Origin of the sequence: Burkholderia sp. Nafp2/4-1b (assembly GCF_003635165.1) — a bacterium.
GTDB lineage: Bacteria > Pseudomonadota > Gammaproteobacteria > Burkholderiales > Burkholderiaceae > Burkholderia.
Window position 1 is genome coordinate 58,267 of record NZ_ML058599.1, and the last position, 25,575, is coordinate 83,841.

A 25,575-nucleotide genomic window follows, 5' to 3' on the forward strand; every position below is an offset into this window, starting at 1 on the left:
TCATTCTCACGCGACGCCGACGAAATCGACGTGCGAGGCATTCTCGACGTGCTGATCGGGCACGCAGGCCGCATCGTCGCAATCACCGCTACATGTGCGGCGCTCGGTGCCGGCTATGCGCTGGTCGCGGCGCCGGTATACAAGGCGGACATTGCCGTGCAGGTGGAAAGCGGCGGATCCGATCTTCGCAGCATGGCGGAAGGCGGGCTCGTCGGCGGTCTCGGCGCGTTGTTCGACGTGAAGTCGACCGACGACGGCGAAATGGAGATCCTGCGCTCGCGGCTCGTGACCGAACCGGTCGTCGACATGCAGCGGCTGCACATCGACGCGCGACCGCGTCGCGTGCCCGTGGTCGGCGCAGCGGTCGCGCGCTTCAATCGCGGGCTGTCGACACCCGGCCTGTTCGGGATCGGCGGCTTCGTCTGGGGCAGCGAACACATCGATATTCCGGTGTTCGACGTGCCGCGCGAATTTCAGCAGCACACGTTCATCGTCACGTCGCTGGGCGACGGACGCTACCGGCTGTCCGGCGCCGATCTCGATGCCGATGTGGACGGCGTGCTCGGCGAACCGCTGCGCGTGAATACGGCTGCCGGTGACGTGATGCTGCAGGTCGCGCGCATTGACGCGCGGGCCGGTGCGCAGTTCGTCGTGCAGGCCGATTCGAAGCACGCGGTGCTCGCGGAGCTGCAGAAAAAACTGTCGATCGCGAATCGCGGCAAGGATCAGTCGGGCGTGATCGGCGTGTCGTACGAAAGCCGCGATCCGGTGCGCGCGGCCGCCGTGCTGAATGCGATCGCCGACAACTACGTGCAGCAGAACGCGAACCGCAAGGCGGCCACTGCGGAGAAGTCGCTGGCGTTCCTGAGCGACCGGGTGCCGACGGTGGAGCACCAGTTGCGTACGGCCGAGGACCGTCTGAACGCATACCAGGCCCGCCATGAAATCGTGGATCTGACCGAGCAGGCGAAGGCAATGCTGACGCAGTCGACAGCGGTGCAGACGTCGCTGTTCGAACTCGAGCAAAAGCGACTCGCGCTGGCATCGACGCTTACACCAGCTCACCCTGAACGCGTGGCGCTCGATCGGCAGATTGCCGCCGCCAGGGCGCAGATCGGCGCGGTCGACGAGTCGATCCGGCGCTTGCCCGACGCCCAGCGCAACGTCGTGCGTCTGCGTCGCGACGTGACGGTGCAAACCGAAATCTATGTCGGCTTGCTGAACAGCATCCAGCAGCTTCGTCTCGCGACCGCGAGCAAGATCGGCAATGTGCGCGTGATCGATCGCGCGATCGTGCCGGACGAGCCCGTGCGACCGAAACCGGCGCTGATCACGATGATTGCCGCGCTGGTGGGGTTCGTGCTCGGTACGTCCGCCGTCGTCGGCCGCGCCGTGCTGGTCGGCGGTATTACCGATCCGGCCGAGATCGAACGCGATACACGCCTCGACGTGGTCGCGACGATTCCGCAAAGCCCCGCGCAACGCCGCTTGGTGCGGCGCGCGGCGGTCGACGGCGGGGCCTCGCTCCTGTCGCTCGCGCAACCCCACGAGCCTGCGGTCGAGGCGCTGCGCAGCCTGTGCACGGCACTCCGGTTCCAGTTGATGGATCGTCCCGAGCACAACCGCGTGCTGGTTACCGGCCCGTCCGCGGGCGTCGGCAAATCGTTCGTGTCGGCCAACGTGGCGGCATTGCTCGGCCAGTCCGGCAAGCGTGTGCTGCTGATCGATGCCGACCTGCGTCGCGGCGAACTGGCAAAGCGCGTCGGGGTGCGCGGGGATGTCGGGCTGTCTGCCGTTCTTCGCGGCGGCGCGATCGCCGACGACGCGATCGTTCGCGAGGTCGTGCCGGGTGTGGACCTGCTGTCCGCCGGCTCGCGCGCCGATCGGCCCGTGGAACTGCTGTCGTCGGACCGGCTTGCGGCGTTGCTGGCGCACGTATCGCGCGATTACGACTTCGTGTTGATCGATGCGCCGCCGCTGCTGCCCGTGACGGACGCCATCGTGCTGACCGCACATGCGGACGCGATCCTGCTGGTCGCGCGTTCCGGCGTGACGACCGCGGGCGAACTGCTCGAATCGGCGAAGCGGATCGACCGCGTCGGCGCGCGCACGACCGACGTCGTGTTCAACGGCTTCCGCCCGGGGTTGCGCTCGGCCCAGTACGGCAACTACGGCGCATACGCGTACGACGACGCCCGATCCACCCCCGCCGCGACGGCCGCGGCGCAGCGCGCGTGATGCGCCGACGGAGAAACCGATGACCCATCGCCACGAAAACATTCTCGTTACCTTCGGCACCCGCCCGGAAGCCATCAAGATGGCGCCGCTCGTTCACGCGCTGCGGGCCCGTGAAGGGGTGCGCTGCGGCGTCTGCGTGACGGCCCAGCATCGCCAGATGCTCGATCAGGTGCTCGACCTGTTCGGCATCGTGCCGGATTTCGATCTCGACCTGATGCGCTCCGGGCAGACGCTCGGCAGTTTGACCGCGCACATCCTCAATGCGCTCGATCCGGTGTTCGATTCGTTCCGGCCGGACCTCGTGCTCGTGCACGGCGATACGACCACGACGCTCGGCGCGACACTGGCGGCGTATTACCGGCGCATTCCGGTCGGTCACGTGGAAGCCGGCCTGCGCACCGGCAATCTCTATTCGCCATGGCCGGAAGAGGCGAACCGGAAGGTGACGGGCGCACTCGCACTGCATCACTTCGCGCCGACCGAAACGTCGCGGGCCAACCTGCTGGCCGAAGGCGTCGAGACCTCACGCGTGCACGTGACGGGCAATACCGTGATAGACGCGTTGCTGACCGTCACCGACCGTCTGAAACACGACAGCGCACTGGTGCGGCAGATGCGCGAGCGGTTCCCGTTCGTCGACGACGAGCGGCGCATGATCCTCGTCACCGGCCATCGCCGGGAGAACTTCGGCCGCGGATTCGAGCAGATCTGCGAGGCGATCGCGACCGTCGCGAAGCGCTATCCGGAATCCCGGATCGTGTATCCGATGCACCTCAATCCGAACGTGCGCGAGCCCGTCACGCGACTGCTCGGCGACATCGGCAACGTGGTGCTGATCGAACCGCAGGAGTATTTGCCGTTCGTGTATCTGATGAGCCGTGCGTGGCTGATCCTGACCGACTCCGGCGGGATCCAGGAAGAGGCCCCGTCGCTCGGCAAGCCGGTGCTCGTGATGCGCGACACGACCGAGCGGCCGGAGGCCGTCGCGGCCGGCACGGTCCGGCTGGTCGGTACCGAGGTCGAGCGTCTCGTCGGCGCGGTGGTCGAGCTGTGGGAGGACGGCGGTGCCTATCGCGCGATGAGCCGCGCCCACAACCCTTATGGCGACGGCCGCGCTAGCGAGCGGATCGCGGATCTGCTCGTGTCGCCGCCGATCCTTACGCAGGTGCCGGCGTACCTGCCCGGCTCCCTCTGCTGAAATCCCGACGTCTGGAGAACTTCATTCATGTCATTCGAAACCGTTTCCGTCATCGGGCTGGGCTATATCGGCCTGCCCACCGCGGCGGCCTTTGCCGCGCGTCGTAAAAGCGTGATCGGCATCGATGTGTCGCAACACGCTGTCGACACGATCAATCGCGGCCAGATCCACATCGTCGAGCCCGAACTCGACATGCTGGTTCATGCGGCCGTCGCGCAAGGCTACCTGCGTGCGGCGACGAAGCCCGAACCGGCGGATGCGTTCCTGATCGCGGTGCCGACGCCGTTTACCGACGGCAACAAGCCGGACCTGAGCTTCATCGAGGCCGCGTGCCGGTCGATTGCGCCGGTGCTGAAGAAGGGCGATCTGGTGGTGCTGGAATCGACTTCGCCGGTCGGTGCGACCGAAAGGATGGCCGCGTGGCTCGCGGCCCAGCGCCCGGACCTCACGTTTCCGCAACACGCGGGCGAGCGCTCGGACATCCGTATCGCGCATTGTCCGGAGCGCGTGCTGCCGGGCCACGTGGTGCGCGAACTCGTGGAAAACGATCGCGTGATCGGCGGCATGACGCGCAAATGCGGCGCCCGTGCGCAAGAGCTGTACGCGGTATTCGTGCGCGGCGAGTGCATTCTGACCGACGCGCGCACGGCCGAAATGTGCAAGCTCACCGAAAACTCGTTTCGCGACGTGAACATCGCGTTCGCGAACGAACTGTCGGTGATCTGCGACCAGCTCGACATCAACGTGTGGGAACTGATCCGGCTGGCAAACCGCCATCCGCGGGTCAGCGTGCTCCAGCCGGGGCCGGGTGTGGGCGGGCATTGCATCGCGGTCGATCCGTGGTTTATCGTCGATTCGGCACCGGAACACGCGCGCCTGATTCGCACGGCGCGCACCGTGAACGACGAGAAGCCGCACTTCGTGTACGAGCGCGTGCGAAGGGCTGCGAGCCGGTGATCGCGTGCCTGGGTGTGGCGTTCAAGGCCGATATCGACGATCTGCGCGAGAGTCCGGCGATGGAGATCGTCGAGGCGCTGGCAGAGAACACCGGCGCGACGCTGCTGGTCGTCGAGCCGAATATCGATGCGCTGCCGGCGTCACTCGAAGGAAAGGCCACGCTATGCGAGCTCAACACGGCGCTGGCCGACGCGGACGTGATCGTGATCCTCGTCGATCACACGCCGTTCCGGCGCATGGATGCCGTGCGGTTGCAGACCAAGGTCGTGATCGACACGCGCGGCGTGCTGGCGCACGGGTAACGGGTGCGATACGCGAAAGCCATGATGCGGAACGTCGATGTCAGGAAGCTGCTGGGTCGTCTCGAGGCGCTCGTCTGCACGGGGGCGCCGGGCCTTTATCGCGTGCTGACGTTCTGGGTCATTCAGCGGCTCTATTCGCTGGACGAACTCGGGCATGCGGCGTCCAACCTGTCGATCGCGCAGATGATCGGCTTTTTTACGGCCATCGGCTGGGCGACGCTGATCCTGGTGCGCGTGCCGGCGAGCGACGGGAAACGCGCGGCGTGTGCCGAGTTCTATTCGCTGGTGTCGATGGCGGGATGGACTGCCGTGGTCGCCACGCTGGCGTGCGTGCTGGTGTCCGCCACCCGTCTCGCCGCATTCGATCTCGGCGGTGTGGTCGCGCTGATGTGGGGCTGGACCGTATATCAGCTCGCGCGGCACTTCTTCGTGTCGTATCGCCGCTACCGGATCACGATCGCATTCGACTGCGTGCTGATCGCCGGTTCCTGCGCGCTGCTCTGGATCGGCACGCGTCGAGGCTATTCCGCGTCGCTGTGCCTGGCCATCGTGCTGATCGCGGTGGCGGCCACGATGTTCGTCGCGATCGGCAAGCCGGAGCGACGTGCGCTGTCGATGCGCATCGACGTGAAGGGGCTGCAGTTCGGGCTGACCAATTTCCTGTCCGGCGGCATCGCGCTCGTGACCGTGCCGGCGGCGAAGGCGATGTGCGGCGCGGCGTTTGCGGGGACGCTGTCGCTGTTCTCGTCGGTGATCGCGATCGGCAATCTGCTGCCGCGCGCCATTTCGATCGCGCAACTGCCCGATCTCGTGCGGCGGAAGAAGGACAAGGTCCGGCTCGATGCGACGCTGAGCGCGATGCGCCGCGACATCGGCCTGTCGAATCTGGTCGTGCTCGTTGCGAACCTCGTCGTCGTCGCGGGACTGACCTACCGCTACGGCCACGAAGGCGGCGCACACTTGGTGCTTGCGGGCGGCGTGCTGCTGGCGATCCAGTGCGGGGCCGGCGTGCTCGGTGTCGTCGGCAGCAACGTGATGATGGCGTTCGAGAAGAGTGCCGTCACGGCGCGCATCAACATCGGCACGTCGACGCTGTTCGTCGCGCTGTTCGGCGGCAGCGTCGCGATTGGCGGTGAAGCCGGGTTCTTCTGCTTGCTGGCGTCCGCGCTCGTCGTCACGCTGATCCGCAACGGGATCGTCGTGATGCAGGCGAGGCGCGTGTGCGCGGCGTATGCGGCATCGCTTGCGGCGGCGAATGCAGTCGATCCGGCGGCGGGTTCCGCAGCATCCGGAGCGCGCTCATGAGCGCGGCGATTCGAGCGCCGGCGATTGCGCCGTGCGTCCGTTCACGGGTCGCGGACGCGGGCGCCGGCCTGCTGGCGCTCGCGTATGTCGTCTTCTGCGTGAGCGACACGCTGCTCACGCTCGACGACCCGCGCTCGCAGACCGTCAAGATGGGCGCGTTCGGCCTGGTGTTCGCCGCGATCCTTCTGCGCCCGCGTTTTCATCGGCTGGCCGGCGTCGCGCTTCCCGTCGCCGTGTCGCTCTGCATCGGGATGCTGCTGTCGTTCAACGCGGACGCAGGCATCGAGGAACTCGTCCGCTTCCTTTTTCCGGTGGCGATCACGGTGGCGATCTTCCCGTATCGCGACCGGCTCGACGTACTGCTCAAGACTTTCATCGGCGTGGTCGTGAGCAACGATCTGTTCCAGCTGTATTTCTACGTGTCGTATGCGACGGGGTTGCCGCTGCTCATGCCGGTGCGGATCGACTCCGGATTGTTCCTGCGCGCGCAGGGCTGGATGGGGTTCTTTTCCGAATTCAGCTTCATCAACTTCTGCGCGTTCCTGCTGTGCCGCCGGTACTGGTCCAGTCGTCGCGCCGCGCTTGCGTCCTGGGGCTTCCTGCTCTTCGGCTTGCTCGGATTCTCGTTCAAGCTGTTCGCGGTACTGGCCGTGTATCCGTTCGTCGGGAATGTTCGGGACGTGCGCGCGTGGCTGGCCGCCGCCGGCATCGCGGGCGGGATGCTGGTACTTGCGGCGACGGGCGTCCTCGATTCATTGCTGAAGGTGGGCATGGCGAAGATCCTGTTCTACGTCGTCGCGGGCAACTCGGCGCGCGCGGAGTCCTATCGCGTGATGTTCGAGTCGATCGGCAACGGCAATCTGCTCGGCGAAGGCCTGGGCAGCTTCGGCGGACCGGCTTCGGTGAAATTCGCTTCGCCGCTGTATCAGCTCTATCGCTTCGACTGGTACGGGCTCGGCGGCCTGTTGAAGACCACCGACACGTTCTACCCGCATCTGTTCGTCGAGATGGGCGTGTTCGGCGCGATCGCCTGGCTTGCGTTCGTGCTTGCTTACGGGCAGGGGCGGCGCAAGCCGACCGTGTGGCTGTACATCGTCGGCGCGTTCTGCTTCGACAACATCTTTTCGATGGCGTTTGTGTCGCCGTCTTACGTATTTTCCGCGCTGCTGGTCATGTATGCGTTCTCGTGGGGGCGGCCGGGTGCCGCTTCCGCGGATCGCGGCGGCGCGGCGCAAGGACGCTCATGAAAATTCTCGTCGTCACCAACATGTATCTCGACAGCAACCGCGCGAACCCGTGGCAAGGCGTATTCGTGACCGAGCAGGTCGACGCGCTGCGGCGTTCCGGCAATTGCACGGTCGACGTGCTGGTCATCGAAGGGTATCGCGACAAGGCGGAGTACCTGCGATCGATCGGTCAGGTGTGGAAGGCGGCCCGAGCGGGCCGGTACGACGTCGTGCATTACCACTTCGGCCTGAGCGCGTGCTCGGCGCCGCTGGTTCGATTGTTCACGAATGCCAGGGTCGTCATCACGTTCCACGGAACGGACATTCTCGGCCCGAGATGGATGCGGGCGGTGTCGAAATCGATGGCCTGCTTCGCACATGCCTGTATCGGCGTGAGTGCGGAAATCTCGTCGCACCTGTTTCGGCTGTGCGGTCGCGTCGCGACGATTCCGTGCGGCGTCGACGAAGCGGTCTTCGTCGCGCGTCGCGACGACGCACGCCCGGCCGCCGCCGTGCCGATCGTCGTCTTTCCATCGTCGCCGAAGCGTCCGGAGAAGAACTATCCGCTGTTTTCGCAGGTATTGCGGCAGCTTTCGGAACAGCACGGCATCGAGGTGCAGGAGCGGCATATCGACGGTCTCGACCGCGACGAAGTGCGTGACCTGCTCGCACGCGCCGCGTGCCTGCTGATGACGTCGACCCGGGAGGGATCGCCGCAATCGGTCAAGGAGGCGATGGCGCTCGACCTGCCGGTCGTGTCGGTCGACGTGGGCAACGTGCGCCAGCTGCTCGACGGCGTGTCGCCGGGCATGGTGGTGTTCGACCACGATACCGGCCGCCTCACGAACGAGCTTGCCGACGTGTTGAACGCGGGCGTGCGATCCAACGGGCGCGAGAAGCTCGAGTCGCTCGGGTATTTCTCCTCCGATGTGTCGGCGCGACTCATGGCGCTGTATGCATCGATTCACCGACGATCTCGATTTGTCCGGAATGCTTCGGATAACCAATAATGAGATAAAGGAATGTAATGAACCGCACCGAGTTATTTTCGTGCTCGATTCATCTGATGACGATGAACGATACGGTGGCCTGGATTGGCACGAGAGTCGATAAACGTCAGTTCACGCAACATGCTGCCGTCAACGTCGCGAAGATCGTCAATCTTCAGCGCGATGCGCAGCTCGCCGCGTCGATCCGCGAATGCGACATCGTCAACGTCGACGGCATGGGGGTGGTGTGGGGCGCGCGGTTGCTCGGCATTCCGGTTCCGGAGCGCGTCGCCGGCGTGGATCTGTTCGAGCGTCTGCTGGCACTGGCCGAAACGAAAGGTCTGCCGGTGTACCTGCTGGGCGCGACACAGGAAGTGGTCGAGCGGGTTGCCGCGGTGGCGGCGGAGCGCTATCCGCGGCTGCCGATCGCCGGATATCACCACGGCTATTTCTGGGACGACGAACAGGCGGTCGTGGACGACATTCGCCGCTCGGGCGCGCGATTGCTGTTCGTCGCAATCACGTCGCCGCACAAGGAAAAGTTCATCAATCGATGGAAGTCGCAGTTGGGCGTCGATTTCGTGATGGGCGTCGGCGGGACGTTCGACGTGGTGGCCGGAAAGGTGAAGCGGGCGCCGCTGTGGATGCAGCGCAGCGGCCTGGAATGGGCGTTCCGGGTGATCCAGGAGCCGGGACGGATGTGGAAGCGCTACCTGTCGACCAACATCCGGTTCCTGATGATGCTGACGGGCGCTTACGTGTCGCGCGTGTTGCGGCGCAAGGGTGCGGTCGATGCGCGGTAACGCCGTGCTGGCGGCATGCGTGCTCGTCGTTGTCGGGTGCCACGCGGGCCCGCAACGTGGCTTGCCGGAGGCATCGCATTTCTATCGGTCGGATTGGGCGAGCGGCATCGACCCGCGGCTCCGTCTGCAGGAACCGGCGCCGCAGAACATCACGATCGGCGAACTGCCGCGTGTTCCCGGCACGCTGCTGAAGGTGACGATGCAGCGCTCGCAGAACTTTGGCGGCGTGGCGAGCGGAACCCCGCGTTCGGAGATCAGCTTCTTCCCCGTGTTTCGCTTCGTCAACGGACGCGACTACGAAGTGCGCTGGTCGACGGTGATTCCCGCCGACTACCGGTTTGATGCTCGACAACCGGAACTCATCGCGCAGTTGCATCAGGGCGGCAACGACGGGTCGCCACCATTCGCGTTGCTGCTGAACGACGGGAAATATGAGGTCGACGTGCGTGGTGCACCGGGCGCGCCGAGCCGTCGTTCGCGTTCGGCGACCCGGCGGCGGACCGCGGAAAACCGGTCCGGTGGGTGCTGCGGTATCGGCCAGACGATCGCGGCATTCACGCGTTGACCGAAGTGTTTCGGAACGACGAACGTGTGGTGCATGCCGCGGGTGTACCCAACGCGTTTCCAAATGATCGCCACGCGTATTTCAAGCTCGGTCTCTACAAATGGTGGTGGAAGACGCGCGCGTCCGATGCGGCCGAGCGGACGATGTATTACGGCGACATCGAGATGAAGGAATTGCGATAGCCGCCCGCCCGCTCGCCAGCGAGCCGACGCCGCGTTCACGCACGCGTCGCCGGCCGCCTGCCATCCCGCATCAACCTTCCCGGAAAATCCCGCTATACGCGCTCAACGCCGGCACCCCGCCGAGATGCGCATACAGCACCTTCGACCCCGGCTCGAATTCCCCGCGCCGCACCTTGTCGATCATCCCGTGCATCGATTTCCCTTCATAGACGGGATCGGTCAGCATCCCTTCCAGCCGCGCACACAGACGAATCGCCTCCAGCGTGCCGTCGTTCGGCAGCCCGTACTCCGGCCCGGCATAGCGCGTGTCGAGCACCACGTCCTTCTCTTCGATGTCGCGCCCCAGGCCGACCAGCTCGGCCGTGTGCCGTGCGATCCGCGTGACCTGCTCGTGCGTGCGCTCGGGCGTCGCCGACGCGTCGATGCCGATCACGCGATCCGCGCGTCCGTCGGCCGCGAAGCCGACGACCATCCCCGCCTGCGTGCTGCCCGTCACCGAGCAGACCACGACGTAATCGAACTTGAAACCGAGCTGCGCTTCCTGCTCGCGCACTTCCTCCGCGAAGCCGACGAAGCCGAGCCCGCCGAGCGGATGCTCGGAACAGCCGGCCGGAATCGGATACGGCTTGCCGCCCGCCTGGCGCACGCTTTCCATCGCGTCTTCCCAACTGCGGCGAATGCCGATGTCGAAGCCGTCGGAAACGAGCCGCACGTCGGCGCCCATCATCCGCGACAGCTGGATATTGCCGACGCGGTCGTACACCGGATCCTCGTAGTTGACCCAGTGCTCCTGCACGAGCACGCACTTCATTCCGAGATGCGCGGCGACGGCGGCGACCTGGCGGGTCTGGTTCGACTGCACGCCGCCGATCGACACGAGCGTGTCGGCGCCCTGTGCGAGCGCATCGGGGATCAGGTATTCGAGCTTGCGCGTCTTGTTGCCGCCGAATGCGAGGCCGCTGTTGCAGTCCTCGCGCTTCGCATACAGCTCGACCTTGCCGCCGAGATGCGCGCTCAGGCGCTTGAGCGGCTGGATCGGCGTCGGGCCGAACGTGAGCGGATAACGGGGGAAACGTTGCAGGTTCATCGACAGGCTCCGGATGACGGTGGACGGGAATTCGAATCGTTCGGGAGCGGCCGTCGAGCCGTGTCCCGATGTAAAAATGATAGGGATGACCGCGCGAAATGAGCTTGCGAAATAAATAACGGGGACCTACGTTATCGATGTGATGATGAGATTTTGAATAATTTCGATTCGTAAAAGTGATTGGAGGCGCAATGAAATTAGATCGCCGCAGCACGCAGCCGGCCGACGCCGCGCCGGTGCTCGATCGCATCGATCGCGCGATCCTGCGGCAATTGCAGCAGGACGCATCGATTTCGAACGTGAGCCTTGCCGCGAAGGTGAAGCTGAGTGCGCCGGCGTGTCTGCGGCGCGTCGAGCGGCTTAAGGAAATGGGATTGATCCGCGGCATCGTCGCGTTGCTCGACCCGAAGCCGCTCGGTGCCGGGATGCTGGTCGTGATCGGCTTCGTGCTCGATCGTTCGACCCCCGAGGGATTCGCCGAATTCGAGAAGGCCGCGCAGAAAGTATCGGGATGCGTGGAATGCCACGTGGTGACCGGCGAATTCGATTACTTCATGCTGGTCCGCACGCGCGACAACGAGAGCTTCAATCGCCTGCATGCCGAACAATTGCTGTACCTGCCCGGTGTGCGGCAGGTGCGCTCGTTCATGGTGCTGAAGGAGATTCTGTCGACGCATGCGCTGCCGGTGTAGCGCACGGTGACGCGGTTGACCGCGCATGCTGCGTGGGCGGCATGCGGGCAACGGCAATGAAGGGGGGAAGAGCGGGAGGGAAGCGCTAATGAAGCGCGAAAGAAGCGGTGCGGAAGCGGAGCGCGCCGCCGCGAAGGGCCGCGCTCCGCGCTGAAAACGACTAGCCCACGCTCACCGTTGCCACGGCGCCGCGCCAGGCTGCCGCTCCGCCTTGCCGAGCCGTTCGCGCGCCGCGTGCACGACCGCCGCGTCGAGTTCGCCGTCATCCGCGAGCGCCTTCAGCGCGGCGAGCACGATGCTCGCACGATCGACCTCGAAGAATGCGCGCAGCGCGTCGCGCGTATCGCTGCGCCCGAACCCGTCGGTGCCGAGCGTCACGTAGCGGCGCGGCACGTACGCACGGATCAACTCCGGCACCGCGCGCACATAGTCGGTCGCGGCAACCACCGGGCCGTGTGTTCCGTCGAGCATCCGCGTGACATACGACGCTGCCGATTCGTCACCGAGCCGCGACCGACGCTCCGCTTCCATCCCGTCGCGCTGCAGTTCGCTGAAGCTCGTGATGCTCCACACGGCCGCGTCGATACCCCAGTCGTCCTTCAGCATCCGCTGCGCGGCGAGCGCTTCGCCGAGAATCGCGCCCGCGCCGAACAGCTGCACGCGCGCGGTCGCGTTCGATGCGGACGGCAGCCGATGCATGCCCTTCAGGATGCCGTCGCGCCGTGCAGCCGGATCGTCGTCGGGCATCGACGGCTGCGCGTAGTTCTCGTTCATCACGGTCACGTAATAGAACACGTCGCGCTGCTGCTCGACCATCTCGCGCATGCCGGCATCGACGATGGTGGCGACTTCGTACGCGAACGCCGGATCGTACGCGCGGCAGTTCGGAATCGCGGACGCCGCGAGATGGCTGCTGCCGTCCTGATGCTGCAGCCCTTCGCCGCCGAGCGTCGTGCGGCCCGACGTCGCGCCGACGAGGAAGCCGCGCGAGCGCTGGTCGGCGGCCGCCCAGATCAGGTCGCCGATCCGCTGGAAGCCGAACATCGAGTAGTAGATGTAGAACGGCAGCATCGGCAGGTCGTGCACGCTGTAGGCGGTCGCCGCGGCGATCCACGACGACACCGCGCCGGCTTCGGAAATCCCTTCCTCGAGAATCTGGCCGCGCGTGTCCTCGCGGTAGTACAGCATCGAGCCGAGATCCTCGGGCTCGTAGCGCTGTCCGAGCGGCGAGTAGATGCCGACCTGCCGGAACAGGCTCGCCATCCCGAACGTGCGGGCCTCGTCGGCGACGATTGGCACGACGCGCGGGCCGAGTTCGGGATCCTTCAGCAACGCGGCGAGCATCCGCACGAGCGCCATCGTCGTCGACATCTCGCGGCCCGCCGCCTCCAGCGCGAACGCACCCCAGGCCGGCGTCGGCGGGACGGTCAATCCTCGCGACGCCGCCATCCGCCTTCTGGGCAGATAGCCGCCCAGGGCAGCCCGGCGAGCATGCAGGTAACGCATCTCGGGGCTGTCTTCGGGTGGTTTGTAGAACGTGAGCTGCTCGACGTCGTGATCCGACAGCGGCAGCCGGAAGCGATCGCGGAACGCTTTAAGGTCGTCGACGTCGAGCTTCTTCTGCTGGTGGGTCGTCATCCGGCCCTGGCCGGCCGCGCCCATTCCGTAGCCCTTCATCGTCTTCGCGAGGATCACGGTCGGCTGGCCGCGATGGGCGAGCGCACGTGCATACGCGGCGTGCAGCTTGCGTGCGTCGTGGCCGCCGCGGCGCAGGCGGTCGATCTCCGCGTCGGTGAGCTGTGCGGCGAGCGCTTCGAGCGCGGGGTCGCCGCTGAAGAAGCGCGCGCGGTTGTACGCGCCGTCGTTCGCGGAGAAGGTCTGGAACTGGCCGTCGACGGTATCGGCGAACGCGCGCGCGAGTGCGCCGGCGTGATCGCGTGCGAACAGCGGATCCCAGTCGGAGCCCCACAGCACCTTGATCGTGTTCCAGCCGGCGCCGGTGAACAGCGCCTCCAGTTCGTCGATTACGCGGCCGTTGCCGCGCACCGGGCCGTCGAGCCGCTGCAGGTTGCAGTTGATCACGAACACGAGGTTGTCGAGCCCGTCGCGCGCGGCGAGCGACAGTGCGCCGAGCGATTCGGGTTCGTCCATCTCGCCGTCGCCGAAGAAGCCCCACACGGTGCGCCCGGCGGTGTTCGCGAGCCCGCGATGCTGCAGGTAGCGCATGAAGCGCGCCTGGTAGATCGCATTGATCGGGCCGATGCCCATCGAGCCGGTCGGGAACTGCCAGAAGTCCGGCATCAGCCACGGATGCGGATACGAACACAGCCCGGGCCCGGCGATCTCGCGGCGGTAGTGCTTCAGGTGATCCTCGGTGAGGAAGCCTTCGAGATACGCGCGCGCATAGACGCCCGGTGACGAATGCGGCTGGAAGTAGACGAGATCGCCGCCCGGGCCGCTTTCATTGTCGGCATCGGCCGGCGCCGCGCGGAAGAAGTGATTGAAACCGACTTCGAACAGGTCGGACGCCGATGCGTAGCTCGCGATGTGGCCGCCGAGTTCGCCGTACGCGCGATTCGCGCGCACGACCATCGCGAGCGCGTTCCAGCGCAGCGCGGCGGACAGCCGTTCCTCGAGATCGGCGTCGCCCGGATACGGCGGCTGTTCATGCGCGGCGATCGTGTTCACGTACGGCGTGACGGGGCCACGCGGTGCCGCGAGGCCGCGGGTGTGCGCATGCGCGGCGAGCCGGCCGAGCAGGTATTGCGCGCGATCCTTGCCGACGTGCGCGACGACGGCGTCGAGCGCCTCCAGCCATTCGGCGGTTTCTTCAGGGTCGGCGTCCGTGTGGGCTGCGCCCGCGCGCCGCGTGGCGTCGATTCCGTTCGACAGGTCCGTCATCGCAGGTCTCCCGCGCACCCATTCGGAGCGGCGCGCAATCGGTTGGAAATCAGTCAGGTCATGCTACCCGTCGATCCGCAAAATATGCGTCTGAATTCATTGGGATTTCCTGCGTGGATAGTGTAAATATTCTGGTCGTGGCCACTCTTCCGGAATATTTCGACCATGAGCACAAACCCGCGGCGGCTCGACCGCATCGACATCGGCATCCTGAACCAGCTGCAGCAGAACGCGCGCATCACCAACGCGGAACTCGCGCGTGCGGTGAACCTGTCGGCCACGCCGTGCTTCAACCGCGTGCGCGCGCTGGAAAAGCTCGGGCTGTTCCGCCAGCAGGTCACGCTGCTCGATCCCGAGCCGCTCGGGCTGCGCATCAACGTGTTCATCCAGGTCAGCCTCGAAAAGCAGGTCGAGGATGCGCTGCAGCGTTTCGAGGAAGCGATCTCGCAGCGGCCGGAGGTGATGGAGTGCTACCTGATGTCGGGCGACGCCGACTATCTGTTGCGTGTCGTGATGCCCGACATGCGTACGCTCGAGCGCTTCATCATCGAGCGGCTGACGACGATTCCCGGCGTGTCGAACATCCGGTCGAGCTTCGCGCTGAAGCAGGTGCGCTACAAGACCGCGCTGCCGCTGCCGGCGTCCGGGCTGACGCTCGTCGATCCGGACGAAGCGGCGTCCGACTGGGGCTGACGGCGGAACCGCCGGCGTGCGTATCGTCCGGTGGCGGACTTCAGACGCCTGACACCAGACGACGAGCGCGACCGCAACGCGCCGCCAATTGCCTCGCTCCACTCAAACGGACGGACCGCACCCCGTCCGGGGCCGCCGCGCATCACGCCTTGCACCGTCGCGACACCGCGCGACACGATCGCGTATGCTCGTCCCGTCAGCGGCGAAGGCGGCTGCCGGAGCCGGATCAATCGTGTGACGACCGATCAACGAGCGAGGGCATCATGGCAAGACAGACGATGGCGGAATACCTGGCGAAGACGCTGGCGGCAGCGGGCATCGAGCGCATCTGGGGCGTGACGGGCGACAGCCTGAACGGCCTGTCGTTCAGCCTGAGCCAGCTCGGCACGATTCGCTGGATGCATACGCGGCACGAGGAAAGCGCCGCGTTCGCGGCCGGCGCGGATGCCGCGTCGACCGGGCGGCTCGCGGTGTGTGCCGGCAGCTGCGGCCCCGGCAACCTGCACCTGATCAACGGGCTGTACGACTGCCACCGCAATCACCAGCCGGTGCTCGCGATCGCCGCGCACATTCCGTCGACCGAGATCGGCCTCGGCTACTTCCAGGAAACCCATCCGCAGGAGCTGTTCCGCGAGTGCAGTCATTTCGCGGAACTCGTGACCAACGCATCGCAGTTCCCGCGCGTGCTCGCGCGCGCGATGCGTACCGCGATCGAGGAACGCGGCGTCGCGGTGATCGTGCTGCCGGGCGACATCGCGCTCGGCGACGGCCCGGAAGAAGCGCCTGCGTGGAGCGAATCGGCGCCGCCGTCGATCCTGCCGGCGGACGCCGATCTCGACCGGCTCGCGGCGCTGCTCAACGGCTCGGACGCGGTCACGCTGCTGTGCGGCAGCGGCACGCAGGGCGCGCACGACGAGGTGGTCGCGCTGGCCGACACGCTCGGCGCGCCGGTCGTGCATGCGTTGCGCGGCAAGCAGTTCGTCGAATGGGACAACCCGTTCGACGTCGGGATGACGGGGCTGATCGGCTTCAGCTCCGGTTATCACGCGATGGAATCGTGCGACACGCTGCTGATGCTCGGTACGGATTTCCCGTACCGGCCGTTTTATCCGACCAATGCGAAGGTCGCGCAGATCGACTGGAAGGGCTCGCAGCTCGGGCACCGCGCGCCGCTTGCGCTCGGGCTCGTCGGCACCGTGAAGGAAACGATCGCCGCGCTGCTGCCGCGCCTCACGCGCAAGACACAGCGGCGCTTCCTCGAGAACGCGCTGAAGCACTACGCGGCCGCGCGCAAGGGGCTCGACGATCTCGCGGTGGCCGAGCCGCCGGGCCGCGCGATCCATCCGCAATACCTGACGAAGATCGTCGACGAAGTCGCGGCGGAGGACGCGATCTTCACCGCCGACGTCGGCACGCCGACGCTGTGGGCCGCGCGCTACCTGACGATGAACGGCAAGCGCCAGCTGCATGGCTCGTTCAACCACGGCTCGATGGCGAACGCGATGCCGCAGGCGCTCGGCGCGCAGGGTGCGCATCCGGGGCGGCAGGTGGTATCGCTGTCCGGCGACGGCGGATTGTCGATGCTGCTCGGCGACCTGCTGAGCGCACGCCAGCTGAAGCTGCCGATCAAGATCGTCGTCTACAACAACAGCCTGCTCGGCTTCGTGTCGATGGAGCTGAAGGCGGCCGGCTATCTCGACACGAACGTCGACCTGAGCCCGACCGACTTCGCGGCGATCGCGAAGGGCGCGGGGATTTTCAGCGTGCGCGTCGAGCATTCGGAGAACGTCGAGCATGCGCTGCGCACCGCGTTCGCGCACGACGGGCCGGCAGTCGTCGACGTCGTCACGTCGAAGTACGAACTCGCGATGCCGCCGAAGATCGAGATCGCGCATGCGAAGGGCTTCAGCCTGTTCATGCTGCGCGCGATCCTGAGCGGGCGCGGCGACGAGATCGTCGAGCTGGCGAGGACCAACTTGCGGTGACGTTGCCGGGCGGCGTGGGCGATGGGCCCGCGGCCGCATCGGGCGGTACGCATGTAGCGCGGGCGGGATCCGGGGCCGCCGGGTGGCGGTGGTGGCGCGAATCCGAGGCGCGGATTCTGCCGACGTTTGAGGCGCTCGGCATCGGGCTTCGTGCCGTTCAGCTCGCTCGGCAACGGCTTCCTGACGGGGGGCGATCGACGCGAACACGACCTTCGATGCGAGCGACTTCCGCAATATCGTCAGCGCTATCCCGCGCAGCTTCAGCAGCGCGTCGACCGTTGAACGGGCTGCCGGGCCGCCAGATCGGCGGCGGCTACGCAATCAGGGACAATCTTCACGTCGCCTTAAGATTGCGTTTCCTAGAATCGATTGATCGCCGCGCTTGCGCGGCAGACCGATTTGCCCAGGAGGATGCACGTGATAGAACCCCGTGTCGCCGTAGTCCGGTTCCCTGAAGTCATCGGCACGTCGAAGCCGAACCCGCGCTCGCGCAAGGACGGCCGATGACCTGGCCGAACGCATTGCGTGTCTCGGCACTGTTCGTGCGCGAGTGGGTCGGCCGCCCGGCCGCGGTGGGGGCGTTGTGCCCGAGTTCGCGGCATCTCGCGCGTTCGATGGCCGATGCCGTGCCGGACGGTGAAGGGCTCGTCGTCGAGCTCGGCGGCGGCACCGGCGCGATCACCGCCGCGTTGCTCGAGCGGGGCGTCGCACCGCGGCGGCTGGTCGTGGTCGAGCGGTCGCCGGCGTTCGTGCGGCATCTGCGACGGCGCTTTCCCGGTATTTCCATCGTGTCGGGCGACGCGCGGCAGCTCGAGCGGCTGCTGCCGCCCGATGCGCGAGTCGACGCGATCGTGTCGTGCCTGCCGCTGCGCACGCTGCCGCGCGAGGCCGTGACGGCGATCGTCGATCAGTGCCAGCGCGTGCTGGCGCTCGGCGGCGTGATGATCCAGTTCACTTACGATTTGCGACCGCCCGATCGTCATCCGCTCGGCGATCCCGCATTTGTTGCCGACGCGAGCCGGATCGTGTGGGCAAATATTCCGCCCGCGCGCATCGTCACCATGTGCCGGGCCGTCATCGAACAGGCGGCGTGATCGTCGCGGGGCGTTGCATTTCCTTTCATCGACCCTGCAGATGCTGCCGGACGCGGCTCAGGTTGCCGCGTTCGGCACGCATGCCGCAGGCCGCGGCCCGACCCGGCGGATGAAGCGGTCGAGCGGCGTTGCGTAGTCGCAGTCGCGCGCGATGGCCGCGCTCGATCCGGCCGACAACACCCGATACGCCAATACGCAACGAGAACACGAGCTTGCCGTCGCCGTGCATCGACGCGCGCGGCGCCGGACGCCGGACACCGGGCATCGAGGCGGAACACGGCGTAGCGGTGGCGCAAGGGCGAATGTTCTGTCACCGTTGCCGGGGCGGCCGTGCGCCCGTCGCGCGGTGGCGCGAACCCTCCCGCATGGCGTTTTTTGCACCGCATTCCGGTTTTTTTGCACGGTCTTTATCCGGCCCCTTCTAAGCTGCGAATGTCTCCAACAGCGGGGCGCTCGCCGTCCGTGCCATGACTTTCATCCGTCCCGTCCCCCAATTCGACGTTGCCGGCCGCCAACTGCGCGCCGGCGCCCGCCATCCAGGCATCCCGTTTCCCCCGGAGCACCCGCGCCTGCAGTTGCCCGTCACGCTGACGGCCGACACCGACGCGCTCGCCCGCGCCAGGCTCGCGGCGCTCCTCCATTCGCCGCTCGGCGTGTATGTGGGCAGCGCGCGCGTCGTGCGCGACGTGATCCATGTGCAATTCGACATCGCGCCGGAGGATCTCGACTTCACGCTGCACATGCTGATCGCGCAGCAGGCCGACGCGGTGATCGGGCCCGTCGCGCGGCGGATGCGCATCGACACACCGGGCGGGCGGTCGAGGCACGCCGATTGCTCCTACGACTAGCTGCCGTTTTTTTACCGATCGCCGGGCTGTCCGTCGGCCGGTTGCGGTAGTCGTTTGTGCGCTGCGTCGTACGCGGCGCTGGTCTTCGACAAGGAGGACCCATGTATCTCACGGAAGAAGTACACACCGCGCGCCAGGTCAGCCGTCGGCTGCGCGTGGTGACGCTGCCGTCGGGCCCGCAGCTCGCCCGGCAGTTGCTGGTGACGGTTCGCGCGGCGGACGTGCTGCTGCGCCAGGCGATCCGGCTGCCGGACCGCCATCAGTGGTCGGTCGACCTCGAGCGCGTCGACGCGGCCGGCGGCCCGCTGGCCGCATGGGATTCGCACGTGACGCTGCGCATCGCGAAGGTATTCGAGCCGTCGGTCGACGCGAACGCGCGCGCCGGCGATCCCGATCAGGTCACGGTCGAGATCCGGCTGTCGCTTCCCGAGCAGGCGTATATGGGCGAGCAGCGCGTCGGCATCTTCGGCCGACGGCACGGCAACCGGTTCGGCGCGACGCTGTCGGTGACGGCCGGGTCGCAGTGGGGCGCCCGACGCAACGAATGCATTCCGCCCGCCGGACGGCACGTGCACGCCGATACGCTCGAAGCGCTCGTCGACACGGTGGCGGGCATCGTCAACGCGGCCTTGTTTGCGGCCGGCCAGCCGCGCCCCGGCGGTTCGTGAGGACGCACGCAGCGCGCGCCTGAACGTGGTTCAGGCGTCGCCGCTCTGGCCGGTCTGCCGCTGCAGGTCTTCCATCAGTTGTTCCGCGAGAAAGTCGCACGGCGGGCGCTTCGATTTCGTGCTGCGCGCGAGGATCAGCTCGAGCGGCGGCAAATCGGGCAGCCCGTGCGAGCGGCCAAGCATAGACAGTTGCGCGGGAATCGCGCAGCGCGCGAGCGGTGCGACCGCAAGGCCGGCCTCGACCATGCTCAGCAGCCCCAGCAAACTCGGGCTTTCGTACGACGTGCGGAACGGCAGCTTGGCGAGTTCGAGACTGCGGATCGCATTCTCGCGCGCGACGCTGCCCGGCATGAACACCGCGATCGGCAGCGGCCGTTCCTCCCACACGCGCGGCCCGTTCGTCATCGCGGCCCATGCCATCGGCTCGTGGCGGATGAAATCGCCGGACAGCCCCTTGATGCGCGTCCCGCACACGAGATCGACGGTGCCGTCCTTCAGGAGCGGCGCGAGCGCGCTGCTCGGCAGCCCGATCACCTGGATCTCGACCTTCGGATAGGTCGCCGAGAACTTCTTCAGCACCGACGGAAGCAGCGACGACGCATAGTCGTCCGGCACGCCGATCACCACCTTGCCGGTCACTTCCGGCCGTACCACGGCCGCCCACGCCTCGTCGCGCAACGCCAGCATGCGTCGGGCGAACCCCAGCAGCACCTCGCCTTCGCGCGTCAGCACGATGCTGCGCGGCTTGCGCACGAACAGCGGCCGCCCGATTGCATCCTCGAGGCTTTTGATCTGCATGCTCACGGCCGACTGCGAGCGGTTCACCGCCTCGGCGGCGCGGGTCATGTTGCCGGTTTCCGCGACGGCGACGACAGTGGCCAGCACGTCGTGATCGAGCATCTTCATCGGTATCAGGAAAACTGAACGTAACGATCAGCATTATGCGTTTTTATTGTCGCTATGTGTCTGCCATAGTGGAATCGAGCCGGCTGCATCGTGCGATGCGGCGCGGCCATCACGCCGGCGTGCCCGGCACGCAGCGTTGAACAGGGAAGAGTGGTGTACCGATGATGGATCATCCGTTGCGCGCCGCACTGGCCGCGGAATTGCATGCCCGGCCGTTCCTGCGGCTCGCCGAAGCCGTGTCGCTCACGCATTACGCGATCTACACCGACGGCCAGCCCGACATCCACGACACGCTGCTGCACGCGCTGTGCCGCGACACCGGCATTGCCGCGCCGCAAGAAGGCGCGACCCACTACGCGGTGCAGTCGTCGTCCGGCTGGCATCTGAAGTGGGAACGCCACACCGAGTTCTCGACCTTCACGTTCGTTGCACCGCGCCGCGACACCGGTTATTTCGACGACCTTGCGATCGAAGGGATCCCGGCCGCATGGTTCGCGCGGCTTGCGGGCATCCGCTTCGTCGCGGTGCGCATGGAGTTGCTGTCGGGCGATGCCGCGCGGCTCGTGTGCGGCGACTTGCGCCGCTGGATCGACGGGCCCGCGCTCGTCGGCAGCAACGTGCTCGGCGGCGGCAAGGTGTTCTGCGACTGGCATGTGCGCGACGACGGCTTCATGCGCTTTCTGGTCGTCGACGAGGATTTCCGTGAGGAGCAGGGCGGCCGCCTGCTGCAGCGTCTGTATGAAATCGAGACGTACCGGATGATGGCGTTGCTCGCGTTGCCGGTCGCGCGCCGGATGAGCCGCGAACTCGACGAGATCCACGCGGCGTTGCATGCGTTGATGCAGCGCATGGACGCGAGCGGCGCCGACGGCGACGACACAGCGCTGCTCGTGAAGCTCACGCATCTCGCGGTGCGGGTCGAAGCGCTGTCGGGGTCCGGCGGCCGTTTCAGCGCGTCGCGTGCGTACGAAAAGCTGGTGCTCGCGCGCATCCAGGAACTGCGCGAGGAGCGTATCGAAGGGATGCCGACGATCGCGGAATTCATGGAGCGCCGCTTCGCGCCGGCGATGGAAACCTGCCGCAGCGTATGGGCGCGCCACGAGCAGATCGCCGCGCGGATCGCGCGGGCGGTCGACTTGCTGCGCACGCGCGTGAATCTCGCGCAGGAAAAGGATGTGACGCGCTTGCTGGCCGGCATGGAGCGCACCGCGCGCAACCAGCTTCATCTGCAGCACGCGGTCGAGGGGCTGTCGGTGGCAGCCATTTCGTACTACGTGCTGTCGCTCGCCACAGCGGCGTTCAAGGCGCTGCACGTGATGAATCTGCCGGTCGATCCCGAACTGGCGGAAGGCCTGCTGATCGCGCCGGTCGTGTTCGCGGTGATTCACATCACGCGACGCACGCGCGCGCAGCTCGCCAGGTCGGAGGCCGCGCATGACGGCGCACCCGTGCCGAACGTGCAGGCTGCCGCATTGAAGCAGGCCGGTTAGAACATCGACGACATATCAAAAGGAGTGGAGATGACTGTTATGCAAACGCAATCTGAGTTTTTCACTGACCTCGATGCATTCGACGAGCCGGCCTGGGACCAATGCGGCGCGCCGAAAGAGGTGTACATGACGTCGTATCAGGCCGCGCTGCAGGAGCCGATGACGTCGCTTTTCGGCAGCACGATCGATCGGCCGGAGGTCGCGGCCGTGGCGATTCTCGGGTACAACTGACGCGCTATATCGTGCGAAACCCGTTGCGGATGCAGCACGTCCGGCGGCCCATTCACGCACGCCTTCCATTCATGACCGCGCATCCCGCCGTTTCCCTTCATGAACGACGTTGCCTGACGAGCCTTCCGACACCGTCCCCCCGATCAGGAGGCATACCGTGACGATTCCACTCGATCAATATGCGAACCAGTACGTGCGATTCGAAGACGAACGCACGCGGCCCGTGCGCGACCTGCTGGCCGCGGTGCCGGACACGCGCATCAGTACCGCGATCGATATCGGCTGCGGGCCCGGCAACTCGACCGAGGCGCTGATCGCGCGCGCACCCGACGCGACGGTCCGCGGAATCGATGCGTCGGCGGACATGATCGCCGCCGCGCGCAAGCGCCTGCCGTCGCTGCGTTTCGATGTCGCGGATGTGTCCACCTGGGATGATCCGGGCGGCTATGACCTGATCCTGTCGAACGCGGTGCTGCAATGGGTGCCCGCGCACGCCACGCTGTTTCCGTCGCTCGCCGGCCGGTTGGCGCCGGGCGGCCATCTGGCGGTGCAGATGCCCGACAACCTCGACGAGCCCGCGCACCGGCTGATGCGCGAAGTCGCGGCGGCCGGCCCCTGGGCGGACAAGCTGAAGAACGCGGCGCGCACCGAGCGATTCGACGCGCGGTACTACTACACGCTGCTGTCGCCGCTGTGCGCGCGGGTCGATGTATGGCGCACGACTTACTACCATCCGCTGAGCGGCGGCGCCGATGCGGTCGTCGAATGGTTCAAGGGCAGCGCACTGCGGCCGTTCCTCGCGGCGCTGGACGACGACAGCGAGCGCGATGCATTCATCGCGCGCTATCGCGATGCACTGGCCGGCCCGAGCGGCTATCCGGTGTTCGACGACGGCACCGTGCTGCTGCCGTTCCCGCGCCTGTTCATCGTCGCGACCCGAAAGTAATGGAAAAGTAAGGCAGGCGTTCGCGCGTCAGGACAGCGGCCGCATCGATTCCGGATCGACGGTCCGGCTCTTCGCGGTTTGCCCGTCGCGCAGATCCTTGTACCAGAACAGCGCAACTTCCCCGTCGTTCGCGCCGTCGGCGTACAGGAAGCGGTCGTGGCCGCCCACGACGAAGCCGGCGCGTGCGTACGTGCAGCAGGCCGCGACATTGTTCGCCTGCGTTTCGAGCCGCATGAAGCCGAAGCCGCGGCTGCGCGCCCATGCTTCCGCGGCCGCCAGCAGGAACTGGCCGATCCCTTGCCGCCGGCAGGTGCGCTCGACCGCGAGTTCCGCGATCTCGGCCATCCCGTTCCAGCTTTCGGTGATCGCGACGAACCCCGCGAGGCGCCCGCTCGCAGTCGCGCGGAACAGCGCGGTGCCGCCGCACGCCTCGCGCGCCCAGCCGGCCGGGTCGAAGCCGTAGTCCTTGCGCCGCACGGGCAGTGCGCGCAAATCGAGCAGATCCTGGTACGGCGCATTCAGCTCCCACGCGATCTCGAACGAGAAGTCGCATCCGTTCAGTTCGTCGGCGGGCAGATCGACCGCCTGTTCGATGCTGATGTGCTCGGCTCGGTCCATGTGTCGGTGTCCTTCGTGTTTCGAGTTGCCGCGCTCTCACAATGCTTCCCCGTTGCGGCGGTTCAACGGCTGATTATGCGGGATATCGGCGCGAACGCTGAAGCGCATCGATTGCCGAGTGTCATCGTCGCCAACAGGAACGCGCTGGCATCCCTCCGTCGCGCGCTACATCCGAGCGTTCCAGCACCTATCATGTATGAAGCTTGTCTCGCGCCGGCATGGCCCGGCGTGTGCCGAAACGAATGCGCGAACGAAGGGGGCCGTCATGACCGATCGCGACATGGTGTTTGCAGGCTCGATCCCGGCGTTCTACGACACGCTGATGGTCCCGCTGATCTTCGACGCCTATGCGGCAGACCTGGCCGCGCTCGTCGCCGGATTCTCGCCCCGCACGGTGCTCGAAACGGCCGCCGGCAGCGGCGCGGTCACGCGGGCGCTTGCGCCGCGGCTCGGCGCCGATGCGCGCTATGTGGTGACCGACCTCAACCAGCCGATGCTCGATTACGCCCTCACCCGGCAGGGGCCCGACGGCCGTATCGAATGGCGGCAGGCCGACGCGCTCGCGCTGCCGTTCGACGACGGGTCGTTCGACGTCGTCTGCTGTCAGTTCGGCGCGATGTTCTTTCCCGACCGGGTTGCCGGCTACGCCGAGGCGCGGCGCGTGCTGGCGCCGCACGGGCACTTCGTCTTCAGCGTCTGGGACCGCATCGAGGAAAACGCGTTTGCCGACGCAATCACCAGTGCGATCGCCGAGCTGTTTCCGCACGACCCGCCGCGATTCCTCGCCCGAACGCCGCACGGCTATCACGATGTCGCGCTGATCCGCGACGAGCTGCATCGCGCGGGTTTTATCGACGTCGACATCGCGACGCGCGAGAAGACGAGTCATGCGGCCTCGGCACGCGACGTGGCCGTCGCTTATTGTCGAGGCACGCCGCTGTACGACGAAATCGTCTCGCGCGATGCCGGCCTGATTCAAAGCGCGATGGATCGCGCGACGGACGCCATTGCAGCGCGCCACGGCGACGGGCCGGTGGCCGGCAAGATCCAGGCGCACGTGATCGTGGCTGCGGGATAGCGCTGCGTCGATTGCTCACATCAAATCCGCTCGGCCGGCTTGCTCGCGAATCTCCGGTGCGATGCGCGGCGGTTCGCCTATGCTGAATTGTCAGCGGCCCGGACTCCGCGCCGCGATACGGCGAACCGGCGATGACGGGAGGGCGCGATGAGCGAGCAAGCCAACGTGCAACTGGTGCAGCAGGCGTATGCGGCGTTCGGCAGGGCCGATATCGACGGCATCCTGCAGACGCTGTCCGACAGCATCGACTGGTTCATCCCGGGGCCGGCCGACATCGTTCCATTCGTCGGCCGACGACACGGGCCGCAGGCGGTCGCGGCGTTCTTCGCGGCGCTCGCCTCGACGCAGACCGCCGAACGGTTCGAGCCGCTCGAGTTCATCGCCAGCGGCAACCGCGTCGTGGTGCTCGGCACGCAGCGCTGGCGCGTCCATTCGACCGGGCGTACGTACGAGGACGATTGGGTGCATCTGTTCACGATCGACGGCGGAAAGATCGCGGCGTTCGTCGAGTATCACGATACCGAGGCCGAAGCGACTGCTCATCGACGGTGACGGTGTCGCGCGAAGCGATGT

23 protein-coding genes and 1 pseudogene are annotated in these 25,575 nt (G+C 66.7%); 20 read left to right on the top strand and 4 right to left on the bottom strand.

Translation table 11 applies throughout. The features are described 5' to 3' along the window. Positions 1 to 30: 30 nt before the first annotated feature. The 9 genes and pseudogenes from C7H84_RS06775 to C7H84_RS06815 all read left to right on the top strand — a co-directional run bounded on the left by C7H84_RS06775 (position 31) and on the right by C7H84_RS06815 (position 9,765). Complete coding sequence (locus tag C7H84_RS06775; protein ID WP_346428373.1) at positions 31 to 2,238, top strand: polysaccharide biosynthesis tyrosine autokinase; 2,208 nt, start codon at positions 31 to 33, stop codon at positions 2,236 to 2,238. Positions 2,239 to 2,257: 19 nt separating this feature from the next. Beyond that, positions 2,258 to 3,436, top strand: coding sequence for a UDP-N-acetylglucosamine 2-epimerase (non-hydrolyzing) (wecB, locus tag C7H84_RS06780; protein WP_121858077.1), 1,179 nt, complete (start codon positions 2,258 to 2,260; stop codon positions 3,434 to 3,436). Between the two features lie 27 nt (positions 3,437 to 3,463). Further along, positions 3,464 to 4,695, top strand: a pseudogene (gene wecC, locus C7H84_RS06785) (UDP-N-acetyl-D-mannosamine dehydrogenase). 21 nt (positions 4,696 to 4,716) lie between these two features. Further along, positions 4,717 to 6,000, top strand: coding sequence for a hypothetical protein (locus C7H84_RS06790; RefSeq protein ID WP_121858078.1), 1,284 nt, complete (start codon positions 4,717 to 4,719; stop codon positions 5,998 to 6,000). Beyond that, on the top strand, positions 5,997 to 7,247 hold the full coding sequence (locus tag C7H84_RS06795) for a hypothetical protein (protein WP_121858079.1): 1,251 nt from the start codon (positions 5,997 to 5,999) through the stop codon (positions 7,245 to 7,247). The genes C7H84_RS06790 and C7H84_RS06795 overlap by 4 nt, the downstream gene beginning before the upstream one ends. Then, on the top strand, positions 7,244 to 8,236 hold the full coding sequence (locus C7H84_RS06800) for a glycosyltransferase (RefSeq protein WP_121858080.1): 993 nt from the start codon (positions 7,244 to 7,246) through the stop codon (positions 8,234 to 8,236). The genes C7H84_RS06795 and C7H84_RS06800 overlap by 4 nt, the downstream gene beginning before the upstream one ends. 56 nt (positions 8,237 to 8,292) lie before the next feature. Further along, positions 8,293 to 9,018, top strand: a complete 726-nt coding sequence (locus C7H84_RS06805; protein ID WP_276208393.1) for a WecB/TagA/CpsF family glycosyltransferase — start codon at positions 8,293 to 8,295, stop codon at positions 9,016 to 9,018. Beyond that, the gene (locus C7H84_RS06810) at positions 9,008 to 9,583 is read left to right on the top strand and encodes a heparin lyase I family protein (RefSeq protein ID WP_121858082.1); all 576 of its coding nucleotides are present in this window, start codon (positions 9,008 to 9,010) and stop codon (positions 9,581 to 9,583) included. Before C7H84_RS06805 ends, C7H84_RS06810 begins: the two co-directional genes overlap by 11 nt. Further along, positions 9,580 to 9,765, top strand: a complete 186-nt coding sequence (locus tag C7H84_RS06815) for a hypothetical protein (RefSeq protein WP_121858083.1) — start codon at positions 9,580 to 9,582, stop codon at positions 9,763 to 9,765. Before C7H84_RS06810 ends, C7H84_RS06815 begins: the two co-directional genes overlap by 4 nt. Before the next feature lie 70 nt (positions 9,766 to 9,835). Here the strand turns inward: C7H84_RS06815 and C7H84_RS06820 are convergent, their stop codons facing one another. Next, entirely contained in the window at positions 9,836 to 10,852 is a 1,017-nt protein-coding gene (locus C7H84_RS06820) for a 1-aminocyclopropane-1-carboxylate deaminase (RefSeq protein WP_121858084.1), read from the bottom strand. Positions 10,853 to 11,043: 191 nt separating this feature from the next. Between C7H84_RS06820 and C7H84_RS06825 the strand changes: the two genes are divergently transcribed. Beyond that, a complete protein-coding gene (locus tag C7H84_RS06825) occupies positions 11,044 to 11,544 on the top strand; it encodes an Lrp/AsnC ligand binding domain-containing protein (protein ID WP_121858085.1) in 501 nt (166 codons plus the stop codon). Between the two features lie 171 nt (positions 11,545 to 11,715). On the opposite strand, the gene mdeB is transcribed toward C7H84_RS06825, so the two are convergent. Beyond that, positions 11,716 to 14,445: an alpha-ketoglutarate dehydrogenase gene (mdeB, locus tag C7H84_RS06830; protein WP_121858086.1), complete on the bottom strand. Its 2,730-nt coding sequence runs from the start codon at positions 14,443 to 14,445 to the stop codon at positions 11,716 to 11,718. A 165-nt stretch (positions 14,446 to 14,610) separates the two neighbouring features. On the opposite strand from mdeB, the gene C7H84_RS06835 reads away from it, so the two are divergent. From C7H84_RS06835 to C7H84_RS06855, 5 genes are all read left to right on the top strand, one after another. After that, entirely contained in the window at positions 14,611 to 15,138 is a 528-nt protein-coding gene (locus tag C7H84_RS06835; RefSeq protein WP_121858087.1) for an Lrp/AsnC family transcriptional regulator, read from the top strand. A 263-nt stretch (positions 15,139 to 15,401) separates the two neighbouring features. After that, entirely contained in the window at positions 15,402 to 17,123 is a 1,722-nt protein-coding gene (gene poxB / locus C7H84_RS06840; protein WP_121858088.1) for a ubiquinone-dependent pyruvate dehydrogenase, read from the top strand. Between the two features lie 503 nt (positions 17,124 to 17,626). Then, positions 17,627 to 18,217, top strand: coding sequence for a methyltransferase domain-containing protein (locus C7H84_RS06845; RefSeq protein ID WP_121858089.1), 591 nt, complete (start codon positions 17,627 to 17,629; stop codon positions 18,215 to 18,217). A gap of 467 nt (positions 18,218 to 18,684) precedes the next feature. Then, positions 18,685 to 19,065, top strand: coding sequence for a hypothetical protein (locus C7H84_RS06850; protein WP_121858090.1), 381 nt, complete (start codon positions 18,685 to 18,687; stop codon positions 19,063 to 19,065). 101 nt (positions 19,066 to 19,166) lie between these two features. Further along, positions 19,167 to 19,733, top strand: a complete 567-nt coding sequence (locus C7H84_RS06855; protein ID WP_121858091.1) for a hypothetical protein — start codon at positions 19,167 to 19,169, stop codon at positions 19,731 to 19,733. A gap of 30 nt (positions 19,734 to 19,763) precedes the next feature. On the opposite strand, the gene C7H84_RS06860 is transcribed toward C7H84_RS06855, so the two are convergent. After that, positions 19,764 to 20,639: a LysR family transcriptional regulator gene (locus tag C7H84_RS06860; protein WP_121858092.1), complete on the bottom strand. Its 876-nt coding sequence runs from the start codon at positions 20,637 to 20,639 to the stop codon at positions 19,764 to 19,766. A gap of 161 nt (positions 20,640 to 20,800) precedes the next feature. On the opposite strand from C7H84_RS06860, the gene C7H84_RS06865 reads away from it, so the two are divergent. The 3 genes from C7H84_RS06865 (at position 20,801) to tam (ending at position 23,306) form a co-directional block, all read left to right on the top strand. Then, the gene (locus tag C7H84_RS06865; RefSeq protein ID WP_121858093.1) at positions 20,801 to 22,129 is read left to right on the top strand and encodes a DUF3422 domain-containing protein; all 1,329 of its coding nucleotides are present in this window, start codon (positions 20,801 to 20,803) and stop codon (positions 22,127 to 22,129) included. A 30-nt stretch (positions 22,130 to 22,159) separates the two neighbouring features. Continuing rightward, entirely contained in the window at positions 22,160 to 22,360 is a 201-nt protein-coding gene (locus C7H84_RS06870) for a hypothetical protein (protein ID WP_121858094.1), read from the top strand. Positions 22,361 to 22,517: 157 nt separating this feature from the next. Continuing rightward, complete coding sequence (gene tam / locus C7H84_RS06875) at positions 22,518 to 23,306, top strand: trans-aconitate 2-methyltransferase (RefSeq protein ID WP_121858095.1); 789 nt, start codon at positions 22,518 to 22,520, stop codon at positions 23,304 to 23,306. Between the two features lie 27 nt (positions 23,307 to 23,333). On the opposite strand, the gene C7H84_RS06880 is transcribed toward tam, so the two are convergent. Beyond that, positions 23,334 to 23,924: a GNAT family N-acetyltransferase gene (locus tag C7H84_RS06880; protein WP_121858096.1), complete on the bottom strand. Its 591-nt coding sequence runs from the start codon at positions 23,922 to 23,924 to the stop codon at positions 23,334 to 23,336. Between the two features lie 265 nt (positions 23,925 to 24,189). On the opposite strand from C7H84_RS06880, the gene C7H84_RS06885 reads away from it, so the two are divergent. Together C7H84_RS06885 and C7H84_RS06890 are read left to right on the top strand one after the other, a co-directional pair. Next, on the top strand, positions 24,190 to 25,002 hold the full coding sequence (locus tag C7H84_RS06885; RefSeq protein WP_121858097.1) for a methyltransferase domain-containing protein: 813 nt from the start codon (positions 24,190 to 24,192) through the stop codon (positions 25,000 to 25,002). A gap of 147 nt (positions 25,003 to 25,149) precedes the next feature. Next, a complete protein-coding gene (locus tag C7H84_RS06890) occupies positions 25,150 to 25,554 on the top strand; it encodes a nuclear transport factor 2 family protein (protein ID WP_121858098.1) in 405 nt (134 codons plus the stop codon). The last annotated feature ends 21 nt before the right edge of the window (positions 25,555 to 25,575 follow it).

Excerpts from the sequence above, each read along its gene's own strand:
- C7H84_RS06850 (WP_121858090.1), top strand. The coding sequence starts at position 18,685 with ATGACTTTCATCCGTCCCGTCCCCCAATTCGACGTTGCCGGCCGCCAA.
- wecB (WP_121858077.1), top strand. The coding sequence starts at position 2,258 with ATGACCCATCGCCACGAAAACATTCTCGTTACCTTCGGCACCCGCCCG.
- C7H84_RS06800 (WP_121858080.1), top strand. The coding sequence starts at position 7,244 with ATGAAAATTCTCGTCGTCACCAACATGTATCTCGACAGCAACCGCGCG.
- C7H84_RS06865 (WP_121858093.1), top strand. The coding sequence starts at position 20,801 with ATGATGGATCATCCGTTGCGCGCCGCACTGGCCGCGGAATTGCATGCC.
- C7H84_RS06790 (WP_121858078.1), top strand. The coding sequence starts at position 4,717 with ATGATGCGGAACGTCGATGTCAGGAAGCTGCTGGGTCGTCTCGAGGCG.
- C7H84_RS06825 (WP_121858085.1), top strand. The coding sequence starts at position 11,044 with ATGAAATTAGATCGCCGCAGCACGCAGCCGGCCGACGCCGCGCCGGTG.
- C7H84_RS06890 (WP_121858098.1), top strand. The coding sequence starts at position 25,150 with ATGAGCGAGCAAGCCAACGTGCAACTGGTGCAGCAGGCGTATGCGGCG.
- C7H84_RS06805 (WP_276208393.1), top strand. The coding sequence starts at position 8,293 with ATGACGATGAACGATACGGTGGCCTGGATTGGCACGAGAGTCGATAAA.
- C7H84_RS06855 (WP_121858091.1), top strand. The coding sequence starts at position 19,167 with ATGTATCTCACGGAAGAAGTACACACCGCGCGCCAGGTCAGCCGTCGG.
- mdeB (WP_121858086.1), bottom strand. The coding sequence starts at position 14,445 with ATGACGGACCTGTCGAACGGAATCGACGCCACGCGGCGCGCGGGCGCA.
- C7H84_RS06845 (WP_121858089.1), top strand. The coding sequence starts at position 17,627 with ATGACCTGGCCGAACGCATTGCGTGTCTCGGCACTGTTCGTGCGCGAG.
- C7H84_RS06835 (WP_121858087.1), top strand. The coding sequence starts at position 14,611 with ATGAGCACAAACCCGCGGCGGCTCGACCGCATCGACATCGGCATCCTG.
- C7H84_RS06820 (WP_121858084.1), bottom strand. The coding sequence starts at position 10,852 with ATGAACCTGCAACGTTTCCCCCGTTATCCGCTCACGTTCGGCCCGACG.
- C7H84_RS06885 (WP_121858097.1), top strand. The coding sequence starts at position 24,190 with ATGACCGATCGCGACATGGTGTTTGCAGGCTCGATCCCGGCGTTCTAC.
- C7H84_RS06810 (WP_121858082.1), top strand. The coding sequence starts at position 9,008 with ATGCGCGGTAACGCCGTGCTGGCGGCATGCGTGCTCGTCGTTGTCGGG.
- C7H84_RS06880 (WP_121858096.1), bottom strand. The coding sequence starts at position 23,924 with ATGGACCGAGCCGAGCACATCAGCATCGAACAGGCGGTCGATCTGCCC.
- poxB (WP_121858088.1), top strand. The coding sequence starts at position 15,402 with ATGGCAAGACAGACGATGGCGGAATACCTGGCGAAGACGCTGGCGGCA.
- C7H84_RS06795 (WP_121858079.1), top strand. The coding sequence starts at position 5,997 with ATGAGCGCGGCGATTCGAGCGCCGGCGATTGCGCCGTGCGTCCGTTCA.
- C7H84_RS06870 (WP_121858094.1), top strand. The coding sequence starts at position 22,160 with ATGACTGTTATGCAAACGCAATCTGAGTTTTTCACTGACCTCGATGCA.
- C7H84_RS06860 (WP_121858092.1), bottom strand. The coding sequence starts at position 20,639 with ATGAAGATGCTCGATCACGACGTGCTGGCCACTGTCGTCGCCGTCGCG.